This window comes from Wolbachia endosymbiont of Armadillidium arcangelii, from assembly GCF_040207875.1.
GTDB lineage: Bacteria > Pseudomonadota > Alphaproteobacteria > Rickettsiales > Anaplasmataceae > Wolbachia.
Genome location: NZ_CP157942.1, coordinates 1,091,642 through 1,117,660, shown reverse-complemented (window position 1 = coordinate 1,117,660; position 26,019 = coordinate 1,091,642). Strand labels below are relative to the sequence as shown.

15 protein-coding genes, 1 tRNA gene, 1 other RNA gene and 11 pseudogenes are annotated in these 26,019 nt (G+C 34.6%); 6 read left to right on the top strand and 22 right to left on the bottom strand.

Features of this window, described 5'->3' with window-relative positions; all coding sequences use genetic code 11:
- Positions 1-81 precede the first annotated feature (81 nt).
- A pseudogene (locus ABLO99_RS05635) lies at positions 82-464 on the top strand (IS66 family transposase); the annotation flags it as partial.
- Here the strand turns inward: ABLO99_RS05635 and ABLO99_RS05630 are convergent.
- The 4 genes and pseudogenes from ABLO99_RS05630 to ABLO99_RS05615 form a co-directional block, all read right to left on the bottom strand.
- Positions 450-810: pseudogene (locus ABLO99_RS05630) on the bottom strand (IS4 family transposase); the annotation flags it as partial. The pseudogenes ABLO99_RS05635 and ABLO99_RS05630 overlap by 15 nt on opposite strands.
- 22 nt (positions 811-832) lie before the next feature.
- Positions 833-2,008 (bottom strand): ATP-binding protein, encoded by a 1,176-nt coding sequence (locus ABLO99_RS08700; RefSeq protein WP_410543666.1) that lies wholly within the window; start codon positions 2,006-2,008, stop codon positions 833-835.
- Positions 1,983-2,663: an ankyrin repeat domain-containing protein gene (locus tag ABLO99_RS05620; RefSeq protein ID WP_349967135.1), complete on the bottom strand. Its 681-nt coding sequence runs from the start codon at positions 2,661-2,663 to the stop codon at positions 1,983-1,985. Before ABLO99_RS05620 ends, ABLO99_RS08700 begins: the two co-directional genes overlap by 26 nt.
- A 752-nt stretch (positions 2,664-3,415) precedes the next feature.
- Complete coding sequence (locus ABLO99_RS05615; RefSeq protein WP_349967133.1) at positions 3,416-4,084, bottom strand: septal ring lytic transglycosylase RlpA family protein; 669 nt, start codon at positions 4,082-4,084, stop codon at positions 3,416-3,418.
- Between the two features lie 17 nt (positions 4,085-4,101).
- Between ABLO99_RS05615 and ABLO99_RS05610 the strand changes: the two are divergent.
- Positions 4,102-4,917 (top strand): annotated as a pseudogene (locus tag ABLO99_RS05610) (Mur ligase domain-containing protein); the annotation flags it as partial.
- A 572-nt stretch (positions 4,918-5,489) separates the two neighbouring features.
- Here the strand turns inward: ABLO99_RS05610 and ABLO99_RS05605 are convergent.
- The 12 genes and pseudogenes from ABLO99_RS05605 to ABLO99_RS05550 all read right to left on the bottom strand — a co-directional run.
- Positions 5,490-5,788, bottom strand: a pseudogene (locus ABLO99_RS05605) (hypothetical protein); the annotation flags it as partial.
- Positions 5,789-5,827: 39 nt separating this feature from the next.
- Positions 5,828-6,067, bottom strand: a pseudogene (locus tag ABLO99_RS05600) (IS481 family transposase); the annotation flags it as partial.
- A gap of 21 nt (positions 6,068-6,088) precedes the next feature.
- Positions 6,089-6,433 (bottom strand): annotated as a pseudogene (locus ABLO99_RS05595) (IS110 family transposase); the annotation flags it as partial.
- Between the two features lie 209 nt (positions 6,434-6,642).
- Positions 6,643-6,736 (bottom strand) — tRNA-Ser (locus tag ABLO99_RS05590).
- 99 nt (positions 6,737-6,835) lie between these two features.
- The gene (ppa, locus tag ABLO99_RS05585) at positions 6,836-7,342 is read right to left on the bottom strand and encodes an inorganic diphosphatase (RefSeq protein ID WP_349967131.1); all 507 of its coding nucleotides are present in this window, start codon (positions 7,340-7,342) and stop codon (positions 6,836-6,838) included.
- A gap of 68 nt (positions 7,343-7,410) precedes the next feature.
- Entirely contained in the window at positions 7,411-8,070 is a 660-nt protein-coding gene (locus ABLO99_RS05580; protein ID WP_349967129.1) for a hypothetical protein, read from the bottom strand.
- A gap of 171 nt (positions 8,071-8,241) precedes the next feature.
- The gene (locus ABLO99_RS05575; protein ID WP_349967127.1) at positions 8,242-8,628 is read right to left on the bottom strand and encodes a hypothetical protein; all 387 of its coding nucleotides are present in this window, start codon (positions 8,626-8,628) and stop codon (positions 8,242-8,244) included.
- Between the two features lie 105 nt (positions 8,629-8,733).
- Entirely contained in the window at positions 8,734-9,846 is a 1,113-nt protein-coding gene (gene mnmA / locus ABLO99_RS05570) for a tRNA 2-thiouridine(34) synthase MnmA (RefSeq protein ID WP_349967125.1), read from the bottom strand.
- Between the two features lie 318 nt (positions 9,847-10,164).
- A complete protein-coding gene (locus ABLO99_RS05565) occupies positions 10,165-11,241 on the bottom strand; it encodes a rod shape-determining protein (protein ID WP_349967123.1) in 1,077 nt (358 codons plus the stop codon).
- Between the two features lie 20 nt (positions 11,242-11,261).
- Positions 11,262-12,680 carry a carboxypeptidase gene (locus ABLO99_RS05560; protein WP_349967122.1) on the bottom strand — a complete coding sequence of 473 codons (1,419 nt, stop codon included), beginning with the start codon at positions 12,678-12,680 and terminating at the stop codon, positions 11,262-11,264.
- Between the two features lie 145 nt (positions 12,681-12,825).
- A pseudogene (locus ABLO99_RS05555) lies at positions 12,826-13,894 on the bottom strand (IS4 family transposase); the annotation flags it as partial.
- A gap of 305 nt (positions 13,895-14,199) precedes the next feature.
- The gene (locus tag ABLO99_RS05550; protein WP_349966866.1) at positions 14,200-15,477 is read right to left on the bottom strand and encodes an IS4-like element ISWpi18 family transposase; all 1,278 of its coding nucleotides are present in this window, start codon (positions 15,475-15,477) and stop codon (positions 14,200-14,202) included.
- Between the two features lie 432 nt (positions 15,478-15,909).
- Between ABLO99_RS05550 and ABLO99_RS05545 the strand changes: the two are divergent.
- A pseudogene (locus ABLO99_RS05545) lies at positions 15,910-17,242 on the top strand (IS110 family transposase).
- Positions 17,243-17,312: 70 nt separating this feature from the next.
- Here ABLO99_RS05545 and ABLO99_RS05540 read toward each other — a convergent pair.
- From ABLO99_RS05540 to ABLO99_RS08685, 6 genes and pseudogenes are all read right to left on the bottom strand, one after another.
- Positions 17,313-18,415: pseudogene (locus ABLO99_RS05540) on the bottom strand (IS256 family transposase).
- Between the two features lie 79 nt (positions 18,416-18,494).
- Positions 18,495-18,764 (bottom strand): annotated as a pseudogene (locus tag ABLO99_RS05535) (transposase); the annotation flags it as partial.
- Between the two features lie 140 nt (positions 18,765-18,904).
- An RNA gene (gene rnpB / locus ABLO99_RS05530) (RNase P RNA component class A) lies at positions 18,905-19,254 on the bottom strand.
- A gap of 82 nt (positions 19,255-19,336) precedes the next feature.
- Positions 19,337-20,194: a hypothetical protein gene (locus tag ABLO99_RS08695; RefSeq protein WP_410543665.1), complete on the bottom strand. Its 858-nt coding sequence runs from the start codon at positions 20,192-20,194 to the stop codon at positions 19,337-19,339.
- 7 nt (positions 20,195-20,201) lie between these two features.
- Complete coding sequence (locus ABLO99_RS08690; RefSeq protein ID WP_410543664.1) at positions 20,202-21,011, bottom strand: hypothetical protein; 810 nt, start codon at positions 21,009-21,011, stop codon at positions 20,202-20,204.
- A 35-nt stretch (positions 21,012-21,046) separates the two neighbouring features.
- Complete coding sequence (locus tag ABLO99_RS08685; protein WP_410543663.1) at positions 21,047-21,652, bottom strand: hypothetical protein; 606 nt, start codon at positions 21,650-21,652, stop codon at positions 21,047-21,049.
- Between the two features lie 844 nt (positions 21,653-22,496).
- On the opposite strand from ABLO99_RS08685, the gene nuoE reads away from it, so the two are divergent.
- The 3 genes and pseudogenes from nuoE to ABLO99_RS05510 all read left to right on the top strand — a co-directional run bounded on the left by nuoE (position 22,497) and on the right by ABLO99_RS05510 (position 26,010).
- Positions 22,497-22,997 (top strand): NADH-quinone oxidoreductase subunit NuoE, encoded by a 501-nt coding sequence (gene nuoE / locus ABLO99_RS05520; RefSeq protein WP_047759149.1) that lies wholly within the window; start codon positions 22,497-22,499, stop codon positions 22,995-22,997.
- The gene (gene tgt / locus ABLO99_RS05515) at positions 22,998-24,209 is read left to right on the top strand and encodes a tRNA guanosine(34) transglycosylase Tgt (RefSeq protein WP_047759148.1); all 1,212 of its coding nucleotides are present in this window, start codon (positions 22,998-23,000) and stop codon (positions 24,207-24,209) included.
- Between the two features lie 468 nt (positions 24,210-24,677).
- Positions 24,678-26,010 (top strand): annotated as a pseudogene (locus tag ABLO99_RS05510) (IS110 family transposase).
- Positions 26,011-26,019: the final 9 nt, after the last annotated feature.

Sequence of the window (26,019 nt, the reverse complement as noted above, 5' to 3'; positions counted from 1 at the left end):
CTGGTCCTCAAGTGTCTGTTCAGGGTAGCGGTGAAACAAGGTAGACAAAAAAGACTAATCATAGAGTAGCTGTGAGGTAATATGGTTGATGTTTTAGAACTCTGCGAAAACTTAAAAATAGAGATAGAAAATTTAAAAGCAGAAAATGAAGCTCTGAGAACGCTCAATTAAAGGAAAAGCTAGGTTTAAATTCTAAAAATTCATCAATTTCCAGCTCAAAGAGTTATACAAAATAAAAAAGGGCAAGCCAAAAAGTGAAAAGAGTATAGGTGGTCAGGTTGGGCACAAAGGAAGTTTTCGTGCCAAAATGGATGCAGATGAGGTGGTAAAAGTTACCCACTTGCAAATGCGGAGGAGACCGTACATTCATCAAAAAGTTGGAAATCAAGCCTTATATAGTGGAATATCAATTAGGTTGTCGGAGATGCGGAAAAAGAAAAAGTAGCAAATTTATGCCTAATGTTATTTTTAGATGGATTCATCACGAAGCTTCCAAACCTAACTTCTAAATTTGCTGTTCTTTTTATCTTTTGCAGGAATTTCAACTTCTATTGTACCTACAAGGCGAAAAGATTTCCCATAACTTCTTTTCGCCTTGTTCAGGATATCTAGATTTTTTATTTACTGTTCTATCTTTGCTAGCTCTCACGAGTACTGCTGAATTAAGGTTATGTGCAAGTTCAAAAAAGTCATAATTGGTTCTTTGAAGGTTTGTCATTTCTTCAGGTCTCGAATAAACTTTTTGATTCAGTATCCCTAGAACTAGACTTTCTGTACAGCAAGAGCTGTATGCATTATAATGCCTTTTGCATCTTGCTAATCCTTTTGTTTTCTATGCACTTTTATTAAGCGTTTTGCTCAAATTTATAAAATTCTCAATATTGTTCAACAACTCCATCTTACTATCCGCTTGCTCATTCTCAACCTTTTTAGATTTAAGATCTTTAAGTACATTATTAAAATCATCCATGGTCACTGTTATTTTTGGTTCATCTTCTGACTCTTCTTTGTAGATCTGATCTATAGCATGAAATTTTGCTTCATTTACCAAATTTTCTAGATCAGCTCCTGAAAAATCATTAGTTTTATCTGAAAGTTCTGCCAGATTTACATCTGATGCCATTGGTACTCCCTTCATATAAAGAGTCAATATTTTTTCACGTAGGCTCTTATCTGGTAAAGAAATTTCAATGTGTTTAGAGAGGCGACCTGGTCTAATCACCGCTTCATCTAAACTGTCTAGACGATTAGTTGCAGCAATCACTGTCACGCCTTCCATAGGATTAAAACCATCAAGCTCGTGTAAAAACTGATTTACAATTCGGTTGTGTTCTTCATTACTTCGTCCACTATTACTACGTTTTGTACAAACAGCATCTATTTCATCTATAAAGACTATGCAAGGAGCATTTTCTCTCGCTTTTTCAAAAAGATCTTTTATGTAATGTGCGCTGTGTCCAGCATATTTTTGCATACATTCAGATCCAGAAACGCTAATAAATTTAGCATTAGCTTCACATGCAATTGCACGAGCAATAAGAGTTTTACCATTCCCAGGTAGACCATATAAAATATAGCCTGTTGGCATCTTGCAACCTAACATTTCAAGAGCTTGCTTCTTCTTCTCTGATATATGACCACAAATCATTTTTAACTCTTCTTTTACTTTCTCCGAAACAATAACATCATCAAGTGTTACTTTTTTCTGCTTGTCTGGATCAACTATCTCTATTCTAGAAGAGCCTTTTATTCCACGAACAAGATCATCTAATTCTTTTGAGTGTGTTGCTTTGTTAACCGATTTTTTTTCATCACTCACTTTTTCAACATTTATTATGTCTAAATCTTGATCTTCTTCAATCTCATTTTTAGCATTCAGTTCAGCCACTTTGTACGTAATATATCTAGCTATAGATGCAAATGCATACAAAATACTTACATACAACAACACCTTTAATACAGGCACATCAGATGCAATTACATTAATCGCAGCAATTGATGTTGCCATAGCAGCGCCTAACAACGACATTGAGCAAAAAACGATATAACCTTGAATGTTTCGCTTTTTTCAGCTGAATTAAGTATCCAGAGCCATTAGGATGCTTGGATGCATAAATATCCACTGGAGTTTTATCATGAAAATTCTTTAACCAAGGATCTGCATTTTTTCTTATTAGAATTGATATTGTTTTTCTATTTCCATTATCTGCAGCATAATGCAAAGGAGTATTGCCCTCTTTATCCATTACATTAACACTTATCCCTTTATTTAAGAAAAATTCTACTACTTCAGCATGACCATTTTCAGCAGCTAAATGTAAAGGAAACTTCTTGTGCTTACTATCTTTCTTATTAACATCAGCTCCTGCTGCTACCAGGACTTTTGCTACGTTTTCAAAGCCACCTCTAGCAGCTACGTGCAACAATGTAAGTTCTTGACTAAATAAATGATTTAAATCAAATACAGCTTTTCTCCACTCTTCATTAAGTTTTTGACTAAATAAATGATTTACATCAAATCTAACTTTTCTCCACTCTTCATATAGATCTTGATCCTGTTTCTTTAGTTCTTCTTGTATTTCCTGAATTATATTATCTTCATTTAAATCTGCCTTATCGTTAATTATACTGAGTACTTTTGCTAGTAATTGATCACTTGTCATAATCTTATCTTTAATCTTAAGTAATATATTTAATTATTATATAGCTATAATAAAAAGTCAATATTTATTTTAAATAAGGTAATAATTGGGATTGTGAATAGTGGTTCGGTCATTCACCCCTTTTTCGTCATTCAAGTAGACCTTCATTGTCATCCCAGTACTGGGATCCAGAAGGCTGATCAGGTAATAAGAACTGGATTCCAGCATCAAGTGCTGGAATGACATAGTGGAATGTCACGCAATAGCCCCTTTGGGAGTACTCCTTTTTCTGTCATTCCAGTGCTTGACACTGGAATCCAGATCAAGTACGGCTATCATCCAAATAACCCTTCGTTGTCATTCAAGTAGCCCCTTCGTTGTCATCCCAGTGCCCAGACACTGGGATCCAGGAACCAGCGTCACGCGCTGGAATGACACCTCTTTTAGGTTCTTTTAGCTATAAATATTAAGAAATTTACTAAATAAAAAAAGATAAAAAAACCCCCGTATAGCGAGTTTTGACCCTATAATAATTTAAATTGGCATTGTAATAATGTGCTAACGCTTATTTTAAGCGCGATTTGGCTGAATGTAGAAAAAATAAAAAAGACATGCAGCCGCTATAATTTTATGTAATTTGCCAATAAATATCTGAGTTTTTTTACTGAATTTTGTCGTTGAGCCCAAAAACAAGGATAAATACTCTCATTGATATAATAAGGAAAGTGAAAAAGTTTGTCAAGGAGTTTTTGGCATACTATGCACTGCAGGTTTTAACTTACTTTTATGCAATATTGATTGTTCTTAAAAAGCAATCTAATATTTTTTATTCCTTGATTACGAAGCTTTGATGCAGCTAATTTAGCAGCCTGAGCGTTTACAAAAAATGCGACATATCCCTTGCTTTCTGCACTATTTTGTTTTGGGTGACGTTTCTGCATTTCTTTTTCATATTGCCTTTTGTAATGAGGAGTATTTTGTATCAATTGTTCTGACCTCTTTCTTAGGTACTCGACTTTTACCTTTGCAAGCCCAGACTTATGAAGTCCTAAAACTTGTGCTGCCTTTTCTGATAGATCTATTATTCTACCTTCAACAAACGGCCCCCTATCGTTCACTCTTATAACAAGCTTTCTTTTGTTTTCTAAGTTAGTAACACGAACAAAGCAGGGTAGGGGTAAAGTCTTATGCGCTGCAGAAATCAAGTGACGGTTAAACACTTCACCGTTTGCTGTAAGTGTCCCATGATCTTCTATTCCATACCACGACGCTATTCCTACTTCTTCGTAACACTTACAGTATTTTGGATGATAAATGATACCATTTATTGTATAGCTATTGCCAATTTTATAATGACCTGCAGTCTGATTATACCTGTTGCTAAAACTACAACTGCTCATCAAAATGAATATTAGGCATGGAAAGGCTAGGTTTTTTATCATTGTATTTAGTGAAAGCCATGAGGATTTTAAATTATACTATAATAAATTTAGTAATAAGTAAACGTCTACTGCCAAATATGCACAGAACTAAAAAAGAAGTAATACATATAATCGGTATAGGTGGAATAGGAATGAGCGCAATCGCTGAAATTCTTCACAATTTCGGTTATAAAGTTCAAGGCAGTGATACGCGATCAAACGACAATATAGATAGGTTACAAAAACTAGGTATAGAGGTCTATATTGGTCACGATGCCAGTAGCATTAGACAAGCTCAAATAGTCGTACATTCTTCTGCAATAAAACCTGATAATGTGGAGCTAGTTGAAGCAAGAAATAACAATAAGACCGTTTTACATAGGTCAGATATGCTTGCTGAAATTATGAAAGGTAAATATGTGATAGCGGTTTCGGGTTCAAGTGGCAAGACAACAACAACAGCTATGATTGCTTCCATTTTTGATCATTATGGGACTGACGCCACTGTAGTTGTGGGAGGAATATTAAATTCCTATCAGAGTAATTCAAAATTTGGCAAGAGTGACATTTTCTTAATCGAGGCTGATGAGTCTGATGGAACTATGTTAAAAATTCCTGCAAATATTGCTGTTGTAACAAGTATTAATGACGACCATATAGACCATTACGGTACATTTAACGACATCAAAAATGCATTTTCTCAATTTGCAAACAACGCGGATTTTGCAGTTTTACCTGATTTTTTGGACATTGACTATAATGAAGGTAATTCTGTAACGTTTGGGTTTGGAAACGGTAAGATTAGGGCTAGCAATATCAAACAACACAATAATAGCATAGAATTTGATGTGCTGATTAGTATAAACGAAAATAACTTGATTAGATTGCCAACTACTCGAATAATTAAGAGTAATGAGGCAAAAGCAGCTCTTGATTCGTCTCTTCAATGCTTGAAACTGGACTCTCGTTTCAATGTTGAACAAAATACTATAGAATTCAAAAAGACAATCCCTAGAAAATCTCTACATCCCAAAAAAAGTAAATCGTACTAATGCTATTTGAACGAACTAGCGCAAAAGTAAGCTAAATTTTTTTGAGGCACAAAAACAGCAAGAAACAGTTATTTGAAAGAAAGTTGGAATTTGAAATGCCTTATGTTTAATTGACATAGTACCAAGCTAGTTGTGTATCAAAGATATTTTACACAATTTTTTCTGTTGTTAGTCTATCCCCTTTTAATTAGACTAGTGGACGTCCTTTTTAAAATATCATTGTTTATTGAAAGTGGGATAAGATTGCTAAAAAAATGTTATATATTACAGGATTTCAGGTTATTGCTAAGCGTTGAAAATTGGCTCTAAACTAATAGTGGTGGTAAAGAAATGCATAATACTACTAATAATATGTATCTGTTCAGGGGAGAGGTTTAAGAAATGATAGATAGAAGATTGTGAAAAGGCCCTTCGTTTCCATGTTAAGTATAACGAAATTATCTGCTCAAGTTCCTGTTTCGATTGTGTAAAATATGAATTTTTGCGGTAAACAACATAATGTCGTATTTGCCGTTCAGCACGTCAGCAGCAGGATCATCCAAAAATTTCCAAAGATTTGCCTTTTTTTATCAGCAAAGTACCTCTCGGTTACTACCAAACTATTATGATTGCAGCATACATTGTTTTTTAAAACTTTCATTCCTCTTGACTCTGTAAGTTTTACAAAACTTGCTAAGCTGTAATAGTCCAGACTTAATCTGACAGGCATGAATTAACTGACAGAAGAATCGACGAAGTCAAAACCGATATCAGAATCTGTTCTAATGTTATCAATATTTTTTTGGTAGGCAATATGCATACTGTCAAAAAAGGTCTGCATAGCCATAGCAATACTTACCAGAATGAGGTCTAGCTCTATTGTAAAATGCAACCAATGATCAACATCTAACTGAAGCTCTTCCAAAGTACTATAAATCTTTTTCCTAAAGATAATATTGTAACATTCATCTTCTTCTAAGAAACTTCCCATTAGTTATTCCTGTTGAACTAAGATATAACCGAATTCCTGTGCCTTTTTGATTAAATTTTTTACAACTTTCTCTTTGTAACGTGTTTCATAATAATCTATTCCTCTTTCTACATATTCTTGTCCATACTTCAACATACTATAAAAGATACATGCTATTTTCCTTGCAGTAGCAGTAATTGCTTTTGGTGCTCCTAGGTGCTTTTTTAATCTTCTACAATATGCACCCATTCCACTTTTGCTTTTTGATACACAGTGAGCAGCCATTCTGAAAGCATCTGCAGCACGATTCTTAACCTTACGAGTTCTTGTGCTAAACACTTTTTCTCCAGTGATTTTATTACCTGGGCTGCAATCAAATTAAATAGAACTTAGATTATATTTTTTATTAATCAAATGAAATTTGCTACATAGTGGTTAAAATTTTCGAAACAGTTTGTTTTTCTTTGATATATTGAACTAATTTAGATAGTTGGAGACGTAAGACCTACCGCAAAAATTGAATATTTTTTATGGTTAAAAATAATCAACACTCAATTGAGTACAGAAATTTGACATAGTGGCGGAAGGAGAGGGATTCGAACCCTCGATACGACTTTTCAATCGTATAACGGTTTAGCAAACCGCCGCCTTCAGCCGCTCGGCCACCCTTCCAAATTAATTACTATAATATCAAGACCTTTACTGCCTGTCTAATGCTTTTAACTGCAATATTAAAAACAACAATATTTTTCTAAGCAGCTCTAATGCAAACTAATTTCTACTTTTTTCAATGATTTTTTTTGCTTTTTCTACATCAGCCCATTCTCCAACTGTTACCGTTTTTCCCTTTTCTAAATCTTTATAATGAGAGAAGAAATGAGCAATTTTATCTAGTAGGTTTTTAGGTAAGTCAGAATAGTCCTTTATATTGTCATAATAGCTATCAACACTGGAAACAGGCACAGCTAATATCTTTTCATCTTCTCCTTTTTCATCTTTAGTGAGTAATGCGCCTATTGGACGCACCGATATTAAAACACTAGATGCTAAGGGAAATTGAGTTAGCACCAAAACATCCACAGGATCACCATCACCTGCGCAGGTATTTGGTATAAACCCATAATTGCAAGGATAAGTCATTGAGGTAGATAAAAATCTGTCAACTTGTAACAACCCAAGCTCTTTATTAAATTCATACTTTACAGGCTCAGCATTTGCACTTATTTCAATTACCACATTCACCGCATTTGGTCCCGCTGTTATTTTACTTAAATCCATAAATTACCTTCTTAACTTAAGAATAAGCATTATACAATATGTACTTTTAAGTTGCTACATTTATAAACTTATTTTACATGATGCTGCATCAAGTTCTCGTTTGTCGCTCCATTGATTATTGAAAGCGGTGGTTCTTGCGGTGGTTTCAGTAGTTGAAATAAAGCATATACTATTACAATAGTGAGTACTGCAGCAACCATCAGATTAGCTTGTGGTATAGTATTTGTTATTGAGTTGAATAACCTTTGTTTCATAAGGAAATAGTCAGCAGCATATAATCCAACAGATAATATAAACATACCTAAAGCTAGTTTACAGAACGTGTTTTTATACCCTCCTTTTTGTTTATTGTTACTACCTAATACATACTCACCCCTTTCTTGCGGAGCTAAGTAGCGTATATTTCTAAGATCTGTTACTCTTTCTTCAAATTTATTACTATTTTGCTTTTCTAGCAATTGCTTTAAGATTGGGCCGATGCTTTTAAAGGTTAAAAAATCTTGATTATTCTGATTTGCCAATATGTTAAATGTTCTGTTTACTCCACCTATCTTTTCACGGTTCAGCGTATATTTAGTAGTTCCATTCTCATTTGGTAAATCGATACATCCTAATATTTTAGTTAAGAATAATATTAACGGACTCCCAACTAGCTCTAATACTTCTCTTTTTACTGTTTTGTTAGATGATGAAAGTTTTTTATAGTGACTACCTATGGAAAACAACAATGCTACATCTTTATCTACTTTTATATTGTGGATGGAATAATAGCTGCTGATAATGCACTTATTTAATACAAATTCTCTGTCATATTCGTTTAATGCATTTTCTTCACTTAGTAACTTTCTAACATCAATAAGTACCTTATTTTCAAAATCTTCTACTGTTTTAAATATTGATTATCTCTTTGGATTTGCCAAAACGTTAAGTAAATCTAATTTTCTTCCATCTACTATTTCGTGTATGTCTTTACCTAACTCAGACTCCTTAATAACTTTATATATTTCATCTATGATATCTTGAGTGCTCAGATTATTACTTCCGCTTAAAATTTTATAAGCTTGAGTATAAATTAAGAACAACCCTTGTAGACTAAATTGTAAGTTAAAATATTTATCTAATGATTCCTCTTTTTTTCTAACGAATGAAGACAAACCAATATGGTTTCTGTGGTCTATTTTACCAGTTAAGTTAGCATGTTGAAAATTGCCTAAAAAAATAAACAAGGCCTCTAATAAATTGCCTTTACCAACAATTTTTATTAATTCTTCAACTTCTTTAACCATCCCTCTAGTCCACAATATAATAATTACCTTTATGGTATATAGGATAAAATAGCAATAAATATTATTGTACGTTTACACTCTGCATTAAAAAATTAAGCTACCAAATTAAGAGCATATCCACCCTCCACCAATAACTTGTTCGCCCTTATATGCTACACAAGCTTGACCAGGACTGATGCCAAAGTAATCGTCGTTTAAAATGACATAGGCTTTATTTTTTTCGTCAGTTGAATGTATTGTTGCTAAGCTTCCTGCATGTGATGACCTGAGTTTCACAGTTACTTCCATATCTTCTTTTGGTTGCTCTAACCAATTTAACTCTTTGACCAATATCTTTTTTTGCATTAGCGCGTTGATCGGACCCACTATAACCTCATTATTCTCTGTATTAATTTTTATCACGTAAAGAGGTTCACTGTACCCAACACCTAAGCCTTTTCTTTGCCCTACTGTAAAATTCACTATGCCACTATGCTCACCTAGCACTTTTCCATTCACATCCACAATTTTTCCCTTCTGTACAGATTGTGGAGCTAATTTAGCTATTGTTTTACTATAGCTTTCGGAAACAAAGCATATATCTTGACTGTCCGGCTTTTCAGAAATTTGTAAGCTGAAATATTTTGCTAATTTTCTTATATCACTTTTATAGAACCCACCTAGTGGAAATCGCAAAAGCTTTAACTGCTCCTCAGTAGTTGCAAACAAAAAATAACTTTGATCTTTACTTTTATCAATGCTTCTGCACAACTTTACCTCACCATTTTTTTCTAACCTTCTCACATAGTGTCCTGTTACGAGCACATCCGCACCAAGATTTTTTGTAATTTGCAATAGATCACGAAACTTTACTGTTTGGTTACATCTTACGCATGGTATGGGAGTTTCCCCACGCATATAGGTACTCGCAAAATCCTCTATTACTTCCTTTTTGAATATTTCCTCATAGTTTAAAATATAGTGAGGAAAGCCAACACTTTCAGCCACGCGCTTAGCGTCATAAATATCCTGTCCAGCACAACATGCACCTTTTCTTGCGTTAGCATTACCGTCGGTGCCATAGAGTTGAAGAGTCACACCTATCACCTGGTACCCAAAGTTATATAGCAGTGCTGCAGCAACTGAGCTATCAACTCCACCAGACATTGCAACAACAGCCTTAGTTTGATGCGGAGCTTTATCTTTTAACAAAGGTTCAATTTCAAATTCTTTTAGCATAATCGCCTTAATTTATAAACGCAAATCTTGTGTCATTCTAACATACAACTGTGCAAACGTTTTGATTTGGGAGAAATTTACATAGTAGATGATGTCATTCCAGTGTGTGACACTGGAATCTAGTGTCTATTTATACAAATTCATTAAAACAGCATATTTATTTGTAATCAAGTTTCCTGGATCTCAGTGTTTGGACACTGAGATGACACCCCTTCCTTATGAAAATTGCCTTCAAATTACTTGGTGCGTGACACTGGTATCTCATTTATATTACATAATTCCATCAAAACAATTCGATAAACTACCTTCAAAAACAATTTAATCTTGCTTGAATAAAACATGGCCAAAATAATCCATGTTTTCAAGCACTTTTCCACTACCCAAGGCAACACAACAAAGTGGATCATCTGCAACTCGAACTGGTAACCTTGTTGTTTCACTAATAACTTTACCCAAGTTACGCAATAATCCACCGCCACCAGATAAAATTATTCCTCTATCAACTATATCAGAAGAAAGTTCAGGTGGAGTACTCTCCAGTGCAGTCCTAATAGCAGAAATTATCTGATGTACAGGTTCTATTAGACTCTCTGCAACTTGGTATTCTGATAAAAGCATTTCCTTCGGCATGCCACTCACTAAATCCCTGCCTTTAATTATCATTCCCTCTTTGTTATTTTCACCTGGAAGACTGGCTGAACCTACATTTTTCTTAATTTTTTCAGCAGTTGTTTCACCAATTAATAACTTGTGATTTTCGCGAATATATGACTTTATTGCCTCATCCATAATATCACCACCCACTCTGGCAGAACGTGAATAAACAATTCCACCTAAAGAAATAATTGCAACTTCAGTTGTACCCCCCCCTATGTCAACAATCATAGAGCCTTCAGGCTCGGTAACAGGGAGTCCAGCGCCAATTGCTGCAGCCATTGGTTCTTCAATTAAGAATACTTCGTTTGCACCAGCACTTTCTGCTGCATCTTGTATAGCACGCCTTTCAACTGGAGTGGACCCAGATGGAACACATATGATAATATTAGGTTTATTGACAGTGAATTTTGTGTTTGCATTACGTATGAAATATTTTAACATTTCTTCCGCGCTTTTAAAATCAGCAATAACTCCATCTTTCAATGGCCTTATCGCTTCTATTTCTCCAGGCGTCTTTCCAAGCATCATCTTAGCTTTTTCACCAAAAACACGAGGAACGTAGCTTCCTTTTTCTTTCACTCTCGCTACAACAGAAGGTTCATCAAGCACTATCCCCTGACTTTTCTGATAAACTAAAGTATTTGCAGTACCAAGGTCTATAGCAATATCGCTAGCAAACAAACCTTTGAAAGTAAAAAGGCTATAAAACTTTCCGGTTAATTTTTGAACAAAACTCATACACAACTCAAGAAAACCATTTATTGAGACAAATTATACTTTTCAGATAAATAGCTAGTGTAGCATTCAATATCTAAATCCCTGCCTGTTACCTTTTTTAGCTGTTTCAAAAAGTCATACTTTGCACTGTATACATTTTGAGAGAACCAATCGATAAGTAAACTAAAATCTCCTTTTACTATAGCATCCAAACATTCGTAATGATTCTTCTTAATGAAAGAAAAAAACTGCACAGCAGCGATTAATGCTATAACTTTAATAGGAAAGTAGCCTATAACACCACTTGTCCAATGCTCATCTTGAAAATAAGTGTCTAGCTCATTTTTAGCTTTTACTGGAATTTTATAGTGCTTAATACCTTCAAGCCATCTATCATGCAGATCTTTGATTTCTAACGTACCATTTATTATATCCTGTTCTAACTTAGTTCTCATCATAATATGTGCTAATAAAGTGAACTCATCCGCATTCTTTAAAAAAGATGAAAGATTTACTTTATTGAAAATCAAGTACAAATTTTCAACACTGCTATTAGTTTTGCCTTTTATAGCAAATTTCTCTTTTATGTGTGGTTGGATGAACTCAATAAATTCTCTAGATGTTCCAATCATCCTTTCCATGAATAACCCTTGAGTTTCATGCATAACATGTTTCGTAATGGAGCTCTTTATAGAATTTTGCGCTAAACATTTTTGATGAATTGCATAACCATTATGCCGTAAAAGTAAAAACAAACCACAACAAAAATCAGATTCATCATAATCTATAGGATCATAATAAGAAGTGGAAATCTCATTTAGTGTAACACTCATTTGATGTAAGCACGACGAGCCAAGTTCAATCTGTTTCTGAATTGCAACTTTTTGTATACTGGTAACCTTATCTTTCTTCTGCTTTTCAATTATTTTCTCTACGTTTTCACTAAAAAATTTGCCTAACTTAGGAAATATTTCCTTTATGTTCTTTTCTGTGATATTAGAGTCATAGTCAGCAAGCAGTGAGTCATATTTTGAGCACTTTAATTGCTGCGATTTTATAGAAGCTACTTCACGAATAAGTTTGATTAGATCAGCAAAGCGTTCTTTTAGCTTTTCTAAGTTACTGACTTCATAATTAGATAGCTTCCATAAATTTTGACATTCAATCTTAGCTTTGGACAAAGATTTGACTAAATCAACAGGAATAGCACTATTGCTTTTATGTATTCCCTCTATTAACTTTAGCTGCGTAGCGTCTGCACCCTTAGTATTGCTAAGAGCATCTGCTAATGATTCTTTTATTGCATCATGAGAGATAATTTCATGTCTAATTTCCTCTAGAAGACACATTTGTTCGATCTTATCCTCTATATCCAATTGGCTTGTGCTTAGTACTTTGAGTGTATTTTCGATATTCCTTACCTCACATAATACTTTTTCTAAAAACTTACAAGATCTCATTTTTATTCATTGTTTTGAAAATATCTGTTTAACATCGTAATAGATTAATAATAAAGTTAAAAGTATATTTGCTTACAGTACAATAAAAAAATTGTATTTTTATTCCTTTATTGGATTTTTCAACGTAGGGTCGAGAACCTTACTATTACCCACAAGTATAAAGTTCAGTAGCAAGCCTCCATCCTTCTGATAAATCAAAGAGACGTCTCCATCCTTTCCAAAGGGTAATAGGTCCAGGTTCTGGGTCATTTTTTCTGGCTAAGTGGCCTCCAAGCTGAGCAATCCATGAAACAACCTCTTTTATAGTAGGAGTTACATTTGGGCATTTGTGTATTTTCGCGTATAAAACTTTCCACTCTTCTTCAGCTAATAAAGTAGTGTTGGATTGGTTCTTGCAATTGTTGTAATAAAAAAAATTCTCCAAGCAATAACACTCATAACCGTTAAATACCTCATTAATCTTTCTGCTGTTTCAAGTCTACATTCTTCAACTTTAAGGCCAGATTTTAAAATTTTATGAAGTATCTCTATCTTCCATCTAAGACAATACCAACTAACCTTTTCAACTGCCTCATCAAAAGTATTAACAGGAAGATTCGTTAAAAGCATCCACTCTAGCGGACTTGCTTCAGGAGGACAGAACACCATAAACTGCATAAAGTGGTAGGTTATATAACTCTTTATACCTTATGTGCCTTTTAGGCGGATCCATCATAAACTTCCCAAACTTAACCTCTAAACATGCTGTTCTTTTTGGCTTATTATCTCTAGCAGGGATTTCAATTTCTATTGTACCAATGCTAGAGAAGTCTTCAAAAAATTCCATAATTTTTGTTTATCGTTGGAAAATCTGGATTTTCTATTTATATCTCGATCTTTGGAAGCTCTTACTAAAACTGCTGAGTTAAGATTACGTGCAAGTTCAAAAAATTCATAAATATCTGCCTCTCTATCACATACAGTTATAGCTTCAGTTTTAGTTGAGTCTATATATGCTATCTGTTTTCCTTAGGCTTTCTAGCCACTTTATACTTTCTTTATCTTCAATATGTGCTCTTTTACGATTCCTCTCTTTTAGCTCTTTGGCTTCTTCAGAAACAGGTGGTCTCGAGTAAATTTTTTATTCCTAATGCCAAGCCTTCTGTACTAACAGCAAAAGCTGTATGCAGCATAACACCTTTACTACGTTTTCTTGAGATAATTCCCAACCCACTTGCCATTTTTATACCCTCAATATTTGCAAACTTTAATATTCTAATACTTTATTTATAAGTCCATTTATATTTGTGGGTAATAGTAAGTTCTAAGGGGAGAGAACAGTTTCACTGCCATTAAGTTAAGGGAAAGAGAAGTTAAGATTGGACAAAAAATTTGAAGTGATTGATAATTATGGTAAATACTAGGGTGAATTTTTAAGAAAAGGGAGTCTGAAAAGTGCAAGTTATTTAAAAAAGTAATAATTGCAGGTTATTTTGCAAAGAATGTACTAATGCAATGATACTGAAAAGATATCTTGAATTTAAAACACATGTTTTCTAGCTCTTTTCTGGTAGTTGAGTGAACGAATATCAGATATCTTATGACGATCAACTCTTCTCCCTTTTCTTACCACTAAAGTGTTCATCAAAAATAACTGTGATAGTCGATCCATAATGCAGTCTATGTCTGACTCTGTAGAAAAAATATCAAAGGCTAAGTTTTTAATCGCATTAAATGAGACAGATTTATTGATGCTTTTTTTTAGTTTACTATTCTGTGCGCTCAACGTCTCTTCATCATCTTCTATCATGATACTTTCTAGATTACTGATGAAGATAGTTGACCAAAAATCCTGCTTGATAGTTTCAATACTTTTTCCTGTGAAATTCTCTAAATTTAATCTTCCCTTCAGCCTAGAAAAAAATGTTTCTACTCCCCAGCGCAAGTAATATAATCTCTCAAACTCTTCGACTGTAAAACTTTGCTCATCTAACAGAGATGTTACTAACACTTCAACTTCTCCAGAAGAAAGTATTATTTTGACTAACCTGAATTTCATCTCATCAGGTAATCCTAGCTTTCGTAGCTGTCTTGCTACTTTAATAGGTGCGGTAGACACTACCACCATACTAGATGGGCTTTCCGGCTTAAACATAGCGTTTATTTCATTGAAAGACGAACTTGGACAGCGAATTATATAATTGATTTTCCTTCCTGTAAGCTCAGCAAGAAATCGATAAGATACGTATCCTCTATCACAGATTAACAAATCGTCTGATTTTATGGATTCAAGCATACCGATCGCTAAATCAACCTCATAGCTGTCACCTCTACTTAGCACAGATTTTATTGCAATATTATTTAGCACATCGTAGCAAACTTCAAAGGTTGCACTTGTATAGTCTTCAAATCTCTGGATTCCATTCCATACTGCTCTTGAGCCAAACTCGCCTATTATTTTGTCGCTCTTTGGCAGAATCAGTATTGAAGCATCAAATGCAAGTACTCTGAAGCCATGGTGGGTTTTAAATTCCTGATCTTGGTAGTATAGGGAAACTATATCATCATTTAACTCTGAAAACGCAGTATGCTTTAGCTTCTTTCTTGCTTGAGTAAATGCACTTGCCGTAATTGTGTAATCTTTTCTTGTATGCAGAACAAACTCATTAAGCATTACTTGTAATGACTTTACACTCTTTCTAAAAATCAGGAGAAATACATTAATGAAGGGCAGCTTTCTTTTTCGTGAGAAGTCTTTTGAGGATGCTCTGTGTGCGTTTATAAAGTTTAAACTCATCAATTTATTTTTTATAAACATGATTATTCTTTTTTTTACTCATGTCATTACTTCTTTTAATTTGTGGATCTTACCTGATTTTACAATACAGTCCATCACTTTCCCTTAACTTAATGGCAGTGGTTTAGGTTTGTCCCTTTTTCTTGAAATATCTCCCAATCCACGTGTTTTTTTCTGGCTAGCATCGAACAGGCAAAACCTGTCAAACCAAAAAGAAACTCCCTAATTTAAGTTTTTAGTAATTTGTTGGTATAATTGCGTAGGAAGCACTTCTGCAGTTATGACCGATATCCCAATGGTGTCACAGTGCCCGTTGGTTAGCATGGTTTTGAAGGTGACGGTTAAACCATTGATGGAGTCTATTCAGACTACCTCGTTTAGGAGAGTGCCTTAATTTTACCGTCTCAAGCTGAAGCGCTTCTTCAATGATAAATTATATACTAAAGGTATAAAATGGCAAAAGTAAAAAATAAGTTGGAAGTAATGAACCCTAATGCGGCAGGAATAGACATTGGCTCATCTGTACATTATGTATGTGTTCCAGAAGGAAGAGATGAGCAACATATCCAAAAGTTTGGTTGTTTTACAGTGGATCTGCATAACTTAGCAAAATGGTTGAAGAAGTGTGAAATTAAAACGGTAGCTATGGAATCAACGGGAGTATATTGGATTCCTTTATTTCAAATACTTGAATCATATGGATTTGAAGTAAAATTAGTAAACGCGCGGCATATTAAAAATGTACCTGGTAGAAAATCTGATGTTCAAGATTGCCAGTGGTTGCAACAGTTACATAGCTATGGACTGCTCCAAGGATCATTTAGACCAGATGATCAAATTTGCGTACTGCGTGGCTACGTCAGACAACGTAATAATCTAATCAGAAGCGCAAGTACACACACTCAACGCATGCAAAAGGCATTAATTCAGATGAACATTCAGTTACATAAGGCAATTAGTGATATTAACGGTGTAACAGGTATTAGGATTATTGAAGCGATAATTGAAGGTGAAAGAGATCCTGAAAAATTAGCTGAATTAAGGGATGGACGAATAAGAAATGATAAATCTACTATTGTAAAGGCATTAACCGGTGACTACAGAGAGGAACACTTGTTTACACTTAAGCAAGAATATGAAGCATATACTTTTTTCCAGGAACAAATAAAGGAATGTGATAGAAGCGTTGAAAGCTACTATAAAACATTTGAAACAAAATCTGATGAGAGCAAATCAACAAGTAAAGCACAAGGCAAGCAAAAAAATGATCCAAACTTTAATTTGCATGAAGAATTATACCGGGTTATCGGGATAGATTTTACTAGATCCAGGATTCAGTGTACTAAGTATACAGACCATAATCTCAGAGACTGGTATCAACCATAACAAATGGCCAACATTTTCGTCTTGGTTGGGGCTGAGTCCTGGTAATAAAATCACTGGAGAGAAAGTGTTTAGCACGAAAACTTGTAAAGTCGTAAATCGTGCTGCAAATGCCTTACGGCTTGCTGCACAATGTGTATCAAAAAGTAATACTGCTCTTGGTTCACAATGCAGAAAGTGGAAAAAACGACTGGGAGCTCCAAAAGCGATCACTGCTATGGCAAGGAAATTAGCATGTATCTTTTATAATATGCTAAAGTATGGACAAGAGTATGTCGAAAAAGGAATTGATTCTTACGAAAAACTTTATCAAAACAGGGTTATGAAAAATCTGAGTAAAAAAGCTTCTGAATTTGGCTATATCCTGGTAAAAAAAGATGAGTTAGTTCAAGGAGTTTCTTAGGAGAAAGGATCAGTTAATTGAAGGAGTTTATTAGGAGAGAGTGTTAAATAAACTGTGTCAAACTGCATTTTTAATTCAACTCAATTTTCAATCTGTTGGGAAAGAAAATGTCGAGCTGAGATATAGTCAATGCCCAATCATGTACAGGCATAGTCCATTTCTCCTCCACTTTCTTTATAGCACAATATACCTATTTATACAAGGCATTTATGCTAGTAAATGAGCCCTTGGTTTTGGTGAATTTCCTAATTTGCCTATGTAGCCCCTCTATGGGATTAGTAGTATAGATCATCCTCCTAACTGGGTCGGAATACTTAAAATAACCAGATAGGTTTTCCCAATTATTCTGCCAAGATTATAGGGTACTTTGTGCCCCATTTTTCATCTAATTCCAACAGATAATTCTCGGCAATTTCCTTACTTGAAGCTTTTCTTTAAATCACTCAAAAAACTCTTTACTAGCTACATACTTCAGTGAGTTACGTATCTGATGCACTATACACATTCTGCATTAGGGAACACACCGTTTATTGCTGCAGGAAAGCTTTTTAGCCCATCTACACATGCAATTAGAATATCTTCCACTCCTCTCTCTTTGAGATCATTTAGTACTCCCAACCAGAACTTCACTTTCAGCTAAATAAAACTTCTTTTCTGCCATTTTGCTAATATATTATACATACATTTACTTACACAACTCCTTAAAAAACCATGAAAACTATCGGATATACAGACTGCAGCGGACGACTACGCCATTCGTTGATTACTGTTTGTCAGTAATACTTGATATCTCTGCCGCCGATATTTTATGATCGTAAATTTCCTCAATATGTGACGCTATATCTCCATGCCACTGGCAAATGTGCTTAAGACCTTTGCTTCAAGTTCTGTTGTTTGTCTTTTTCTAACTATTTGGGGTTCAAAGCTTCCTTCCCTGTCTCTAGGTGTTAACAACTCAAATGAGTTGTACGTAAAGTTTTTCCCATTTCTTCGATTATTTTCTTCGCTTTCACCAGACAAGTGGTGTTCTATTTCACCTTCCAGACTTGCCTCAAGCAGCTTTTTTATAAACGGTGTCATCTCTTCCTGTTAGCGGTCTTCCTTCTCGTATAGACGACAGGTTTCTAATTCTTTATAATCTACCAAACCGGTAGTTTTATTTACTTGACTCATGTCAAACCTCCGTTTTTTATATCAATTATATTTTTATTTCTTGGTTTGACACAGTTTATTTAACACTCCCTATTAGGAGCATATGAAATGTAATTTGTATCACAAGAACTCTTTTGTGAGCTTTCATTCTTTCAGCTGTTTTAGCAACATGTGAAGCCAAAATCTCACTTTCTTTTACATTCTTATTTTGAAAAAAGCGTTTGCTTCAGACCAACTTTCACATGCCTGATTGATTGAACTTTCAGGCATACTTACTAACAATATTTACTAATCGGTCAGTTAGTCTTTTATCTCCTAGTATAGCATTTCCAAATTCATTTTTAGCCCATTCATTACTCTCATTTGCCATTTTTATACCCTCAATATTTGCACACTTTAATATTCTAATCCTTTATTTTTATGTCCATTTATATTTGTGGGTAATAGTAAGCACGTAAAGGGTACGTGAAATGTTTTTTATATTTACATAGTATGGCTGACATTCACGCATTGCCTAGGTGAAATATAAGCCGAGTTCTGTTTATGTAGCTATTTATCTGGAGTAAATGTTACCATTTACTTCATGCGATTTACCCGAGTAGATATGAGAAAAACATAAAGTCTACTTCTATTTAATCTTGCTCCTAGTGTTGGTTACTTGACTACCAATGTTGCCATTGTCATGGTGTGCTCTTACCACACCTTTTCACCCTTACCTAATAATATTTTAGGCGGTAATTTTCTGTAGCCCTATAACTGGAGTTACCTCCGGCGGGTATTACCCGTCACTATTTTTCCTTAGAGCTCGGACTTTCCTCTGCTATGTTTATCACACAACAGCAGCTACTTATTTCACCCAGGAACTATATTTTAACATGAAAATTACAAAAGCAAAAGACAATTTCCTAACAGTCTACATACTAAAAACACTCAGACAAATAGCTAAAGGTGATATTCCGGCACATCATCACTATCCCAAGATAAGCTTTTTTCACTTTTAGACTCCAGTTCAGTTAATCGAGATCCTGGTCCACCGCTTAAAGACGATGAGCTACTTCTTGATCGACTACTACTTTCTATTGATATACTGTTTAGTACTATTTCAGATTGATACATAGTTTGCATAGATATATGGCTCATTCTGTTACTAGCGATAAAAATTTCTTCATCGCTATTGCCACTTGAAGATGATAGCCTTCTATCATTGAAATTAGTTAGTTCTAACACAGGAGCAGCATTACTACTCTTAACATATTTATATGCTATGAATCCTATAATTCCAGCAATACCTATTGCTCCAATTAAAGATCCCCCTATTATTCCTGCCCTATCAGACCCTATAGCAAGTTGAGTAAGCTGTGGTGAAGCTGTAGATTGAGAAAATAAAGTTGTAGTGAGCAGAGGAGTTGTTGCCTTTGTTCTAGTACTTGGCATAATAGACAATGTTTGTATAGTTTTCTCTGAGTTTGTTGTTGGCACATTAGTTGGCATTGTAGTAATCATAGCCGATTGTGAGGTTGCAATAGTTTCAGCTATTGTTGTTGGTTCTGATGACGTAGATGTCGTACCTGTTTTAGTTGTTAATTCTGTTAAAGGTTTACTCATCGTAGTACTTCTTGCTTTAGAAGTCGACGCAATAGTCGCTGCTGTAGATTTTACAGTACTTGTCTCGGTTTCCGAAGGCACACTAGTTGACGTTGTAGCAACCGTGGTTGTTTGTGGAGTAGTAGTTGTTTTTGCTACTGTTGTTGGCTCCACTGTTGTAGATTTTATTGTGCTTATTTGAGTTGTTGACTCCATCGAAGGTTTACTCGTCGTAGAAGTAGGTGCAGCGGTAGTTGATGCCTCTGGTTGTTGTCTCCACTGTTACTGTACTTGTTTGAATTGTTGACTCTGTTGAAGGTTTACTCGTTGTAGAAGTAGGTGCAACGGCTTCTGTTATCAATTTAGTAGTCTTCAAAGCGTCAGTTCTTGTTGTCCCGGTAATTGCAGCGGTTGACGCTCCTTTAGAAGTCATAACTATTTTCGTAGTAGTTATAGGAGCCACAGTACTGCTGGAAATGATACTAGGCGTCAATTGACCGTTAATGATATTAACAAAATCACTGAGAGCTTTGATACTACTTGTCGGTATTATCGTTGCTTTAGAAGATTTTCTAGAGCTCTCTCTATTAAAAGTTATGATACTTTCTCCACTTACCGCAGTTACGATAAAACCTTCTTGACCATTGTCTTTAACGTACAATTGATCTACAGAATCTTTAAATTCATGAATAATAAAGTTCGACTTTGATCCATTCTTAACAAGACTTGTTAAATGTAAAGTTTGTTTATTAGGCAACCGGTCTTCTGCAAGAAAAGCAACTAAATCATCACCTACAGTTCTTCTTACATACTGTAAAAAATTTATTTCGCCTGGATTAGAAGTAATAGATGACGCTGTATTTATCTGACAATTTTTCTTACCAAGCAAACATTCATCTTTCTTTCCACTTTTTAGATCCTCAACCACTTTGGCCATATCGAACTTAAAAATATTTGTTTTCCTTACTTCTGGATTTTCAATACTATTTTTTCTCACTTGCGAATAAAGTATCGTATTTTCATCTAATGCCAATTGCCCTGGGTTATTAAATTTGAATAATTTTCTTTCTATAAGACCGTTTTTTCACGCAAAACCTTAAATTTTCCATTCGTGTCTGATTGTAGATACCAAGAAACTAAAGTTTGATCCTTTAAATTATGAGCGATTACAATGACATTACCATTACCAACTTTTACTGCTTTTGGTTGAAAGTAACTATTGTCTTCATTTGCAAGACTATCTCTATTAATGTTCTTGTATAATTTTACTTTTCCTACGTATTCAACTAAGGGAACATTAATTGAATGCTTGATTTCGTAAGTGTTGAATGTTAAGCCTTTGATGCATTTTTCTTCTTTGTTAATTTCTTCTGTAGGAAAGATAACTCCAACTTTATCTACTTCAGCTGAATCTTCTATTAGTGTGGGAGATAATTGGCCCTTGAATTCATTTGCTACGTTGACACATGTATCACACTCGTATGTTTTCGATTGATATAATGGACTAATAAGTAACTTTACTCTACTGCTTCCATTACCGTTGTCTTGATAGCTAAGTCCATAAGCAATTTCATTTTTCTCAATGAATGCTATGTTTGTTATACTGAAATCTGTTACTTCTTTAACTTTCAGTATAGTTGTATTAACTCCAAATAATCCACTTAATATAGACATAATTATATTTAAAATTTTAATAAAATGCTATTATGATTATTTCTATATGTAACGTCAATAAAATTTTAACTAAAATTAAGAAATTAATTTTTAAGTACTCTGAGATAATACGCTAATAAACCCAGACTTTCCATAGACAATATGTTTCCTTTGAAACCATATAATAAATTTAGCAGCTTTGTTGACAACAGAAACTCCTTTACAAATCCCCCAAATTTCCTTACCATGATAGTAAGGGTATTTATACTTGTTTTTGACCTGCAGGCTCAATGACAAAATTCAGTAAAAAACTCAGGGTATTTATTGGCGGATTACATAAAATTATAGCGATTGCATGTCTTTTTTATTTTTTCTACATTCAGCCAAATCGCGCTTATTTTAAGCGTTAGCACATTATTACAGCGCCAGTTTAAATTATTATAGAGTCAAAACTCACTACTAGGGGATTCTTTTGCCTTTTTTCTTTGCTTGGTAAATTTTTTAATATTTTTAATTAGCTATACATACTGACATCATATCCCAGTGCGTAATACTATGATTCAGAAAAACTAAACGCAAATTGCATAATTAAAGACTAGATTCCAGTGTCAGCTACTCGGATGACAATACAGAGGCTATTGAGATGACAGAAAAGAGTACTGAGATGGAAGGAGAAGGGATGCTTGAACGACAGAGCACCATTAGGTGATAAGTGTGGGAGTGAAGCTTACAGACACAATCAATGTGAACTGCGGTGTTACAAAAACTCCAACATTTAAAGTCATTGCCTTTTTATGTAAGAAGTCTAATTGTAATTATTAGTCTTTCAGATATAATCTGTTGAGATTTACATGAACCTTATTAGATGAAAGAGAAAGAAGAGCAGTTTAGTTTTACATCAGACAACCTCAGGAAAGCGAAAAAGTCTATAGAGATGTATCCTAAAGGTAGAGAAGGTAGCGCTGTCATGCCTTTACTATATCTCGTACAAGAACAATGCGGATGGGTTCCTGAATCTGCCATGCGCTATGTTGCTGATATGCTGCATATTCCACATATTCGCGTATATGAAGTGGCAAATTTTTATACCATGTATAATTTAAAACCAGTGGGTAAATATCTGATACAAGTTTGTAGAACAACTCCTTGTTGGTTATGCAATAGCGAAGAAGTGTTAAATACCTTTAAAAAGAAACTTGGAATCAATATCGGTGAAACTACTAAAGATAATCTATTTACTTTAAAGGAAGTTGAATGTCTTGGTGCATGTGTTAATGCTCCCGTTGCGCAGATCAATAATGACTTCTATGAAAATCTTACTCCTGAGAAAGTAGAAAACATCATAACAGAACTTTCAAGCAAATAGATGGAAAAGTTCTCGTTTAGGATAATCAAGCAATCAGGTTCTGCAAAAGTTGGCATTATTAAAACTCCAAATGGAAACGTAGAAACACCAGCATTTATATTTTGTGCAACCAAAGCTGCTATTAAAGCTGCAGATATCGAGAGAATCAGAGAAGCAGGTACTCAGGTAATACTTTCCAACACCTATCACCTAATGCTTCAACCGGGAGAGGATACTGTGGCAAAGCTTGGTGGCTTGCACAAGATGATGGGATGGAGTGGACCAATGCTCACTGATTCTGGTGGATACCAGATATTTAGTTTAGGACACGGATCAGTTTCAGAAGAGATAAAGGGAATAAGACAGAAACAAAAAACTCTGATCAAAATTAACGAAGATGGGGCAATTTTTCGTTCTTACATAAATGGTAAAACTTATTGTCTAACTCCTAAAAAATCGATACAAATTCAACAAAAATTAGGTGCAGATTTAATCTTAGTTTTAGATGAATGTACTCCATTCCATGTTAGTAAAGAATACACAAGAAAATCAATGCTCATGAGCCATAGATGGGCTGAACGTTCTTTAAATGAGTTTGAAAAAAATAATGATGGCAAACAGGCGCTGTATGGAATTAGCCAAGGCGGAGTGTATCAAGATTTACGTAAAGAAAGTTGTGATTTTGTCAACGATTTGCCATTTTTTGGTCAAGCAATAGGTGGATCGCTTGGTCAAAGCAAAGAGCAGATGTATGATGTAGTTTCTTTTACTATGGAACATTTAAAAAAAGATAGGCCTACTCATTTACTTGGTATTGGTGGCATTGTGGACATTTTTCGCGCAGTAGAGCTTGGTGTTGACACATTTGATTGCGTGCATCCAACTCGCCTTGCAAGACATGGTGGCGCACTTGTTAAAGTAAAAAACAGAGATTCTATTTCTTCAAAGTGCAAAGAGCATATTAATTTGCGAAATCAACGATTTGAGCTAGATGATAACCCAATTGAAAGTGACTGTTTGTGCTTTACCTGCAGGAAACATTCAAGAGCTTATATACACCATCTACTGAAAGCTAAAGAGTTGCTGGCTTACACACTTGTTACCGTTCACAATGTTTTCTTCATGAATAAGTTAATGGCATCTATAAGGCAGGCAATATTGGATGATAGGCTAGATCAAGAGAAAAATAATTGGATTAGTGAAATACCATTGCACTGTGAATTATACACCTAGTTCATATTTTTTCTACGCTTATTTTATATTCCTTAAAACAGAAAAAGCCTTCCTCTTCCTACTCTTTCTTGGCTAATCCATAGTTAGCGTTTTTTGCGCATGTGCGTTGCATTTTTTAATCTTCTTTAAAAACTCGACAGTACATTATATATACGGGTACACTAAAAACGTGGTTTTTATGAGGCATTTCTGGCTAGCATCGAACAGGCAAAACCTGTCAAACCAAAAAGAAACTCCCTAATTTAAGTTTTTAGTAATTTGTTGGTATAATTGCGTAGGAAGCACTTCTGCAGTTATGACCGATATCCCAATGGTGTCACAGTGCCCGTTGGTTAGCATGGTTTTGAAGGTGACGGTTAAACCATTGATGGAGTCTATTCAGACTACCTCGTTTAGGAGAGTGCCTTAATTTTACCGTCTCAAGCTGAAGCGCTTCTTCAATGATAAATTATATACTAAAGGTATAAAATGGCAAAAGTAAAAAATAAGTTGGAAGTAATGAACCCTAATGCGGCAGGAATAGACATTGGCTCATCTGTACATTATGTATGTGTTCCAGAAGGAAGAGATGAGCAACATATCCAAAAGTTTGGTTGTTTTACAGTGGATCTGCATAACTTAGCAAAATGGTTGAAGAAGTGTGAAATTAAAACGGTAGCTATGGAATCAACGGGAGTATATTGGATTCCTTTATTTCAAATACTTGAATCATATGGATTTGAAGTAAAATTAGTAAACGCGCGGCATATTAAAAATGTACCTGGTAGAAAATCTGATGTTCAAGATTGCCAGTGGTTGCAACAGTTACATAGCTATGGACTGCTCCAAGGATCATTTAGACCAGATGATCAAATTTGCGTACTGCGTGGCTACGTCAGACAACGTAATAATCTAATCAGAAGCGCAAGTACACACACTCAACGCATGCAAAAGGCATTAATTCAGATGAACATTCAGTTACATAAGGCAATTAGTGATATTAACGGTGTAACAGGTATTAGGATTATTGAAGCGATAATTGAAGGTGAAAGAGATCCTGAAAAATTAGCTGAATTAAGGGATGGACGAATAAGAAATGATAAATCTACTATTGTAAAGGCATTAACCGATGACTACAGAGAGGAACACTTGTTTACACTTAAGCAAGAATATGAAGCATATACTTTTTTCCAGGAACAAATAAAGGAATGTGATAGAAGCGTTGAAAGCTACTATAAAACATTTGAAACAAAATCTGATGAGAGCAAATCAACAAGTAAAGCACAAGGCAAGCAAAAAAATGATCCAAACTTTAATTTGCATGAAGAATTATACCGGGTTATCGGGATAGATTTTACTAGATCCAGGATTCAGTGTACTAAGTATACAGACCATAATCTCAGAGACTGGTATCAACCATAACAAATGGCCAACATTTTCGTCTTGGTTGGGGCTGAGTCCTGGTAATAAAATCACTGGAGAGAAAGTGTTTAGCACGAAAACTTGTAAAGTCGTAAATCGTGCTGCAAATGCCTTACGGCTTGCTGCACAATGTGTATCAAAAAGTAATACTGCTCTTGGTTCACAATGCAGAAAGTGGAAAAAACGACTGGGAGCTCCAAAAGCGATCACTGCTATGGCAAGGAAATTAGCATGTATCTTTTATAATATGCTAAAGTATGGACAAGAGTATGTCGAAAAAGGAATTGATTCTTACGAAAAACTTTATCAAAACAGGGTTATGAAAAATCTGAGTAAAAAAGCTTCTGAATTTGGCTATATCCTGGTAAAAAAAGATGAGTTAGTTCAAGGAGTTTCTTAGGAGAAATAA

Excerpts from the sequence above, each read along its gene's own strand:
- ABLO99_RS08700 (WP_410543666.1), bottom strand. The coding sequence starts at position 2,008 with ATGGCAACATCAATTGCTGCGATTAATGTAATTGCATCTGATGTGCCT.
- ABLO99_RS05620 (WP_349967135.1), bottom strand. The coding sequence starts at position 2,663 with ATGACAAGTGATCAATTACTAGCAAAAGTACTCAGTATAATTAACGAT.
- ABLO99_RS05615 (WP_349967133.1), bottom strand. The coding sequence starts at position 4,084 with ATGATAAAAAACCTAGCCTTTCCATGCCTAATATTCATTTTGATGAGC.
- ppa (WP_349967131.1), bottom strand. The coding sequence starts at position 7,342 with ATGGATTTAAGTAAAATAACAGCGGGACCAAATGCGGTGAATGTGGTA.
- ABLO99_RS05575 (WP_349967127.1), bottom strand. The coding sequence starts at position 8,628 with ATGGTTAAAGAAGTTGAAGAATTAATAAAAATTGTTGGTAAAGGCAAT.
- mnmA (WP_349967125.1), bottom strand. The coding sequence starts at position 9,846 with ATGCTAAAAGAATTTGAAATTGAACCTTTGTTAAAAGATAAAGCTCCG.
- ABLO99_RS05565 (WP_349967123.1), bottom strand. The coding sequence starts at position 11,241 with ATGAGTTTTGTTCAAAAATTAACCGGAAAGTTTTATAGCCTTTTTACT.
- ABLO99_RS05560 (WP_349967122.1), bottom strand. The coding sequence starts at position 12,680 with ATGAGATCTTGTAAGTTTTTAGAAAAAGTATTATGTGAGGTAAGGAAT.
- ABLO99_RS05550 (WP_349966866.1), bottom strand. The coding sequence starts at position 15,477 with ATGTTTATAAAAAATAAATTGATGAGTTTAAACTTTATAAACGCACAC.
- ABLO99_RS08695 (WP_410543665.1), bottom strand. The coding sequence starts at position 20,194 with ATGGAGTCAACAACTCAAATAAGCACAATAAAATCTACAACAGTGGAG.
- ABLO99_RS08685 (WP_410543663.1), bottom strand. The coding sequence starts at position 21,652 with ATGTCTATATTAAGTGGATTATTTGGAGTTAATACAACTATACTGAAA.
- nuoE (WP_047759149.1), top strand. The coding sequence starts at position 22,497 with ATGAAAGAGAAAGAAGAGCAGTTTAGTTTTACATCAGACAACCTCAGG.
- tgt (WP_047759148.1), top strand. The coding sequence starts at position 22,998 with ATGGAAAAGTTCTCGTTTAGGATAATCAAGCAATCAGGTTCTGCAAAA.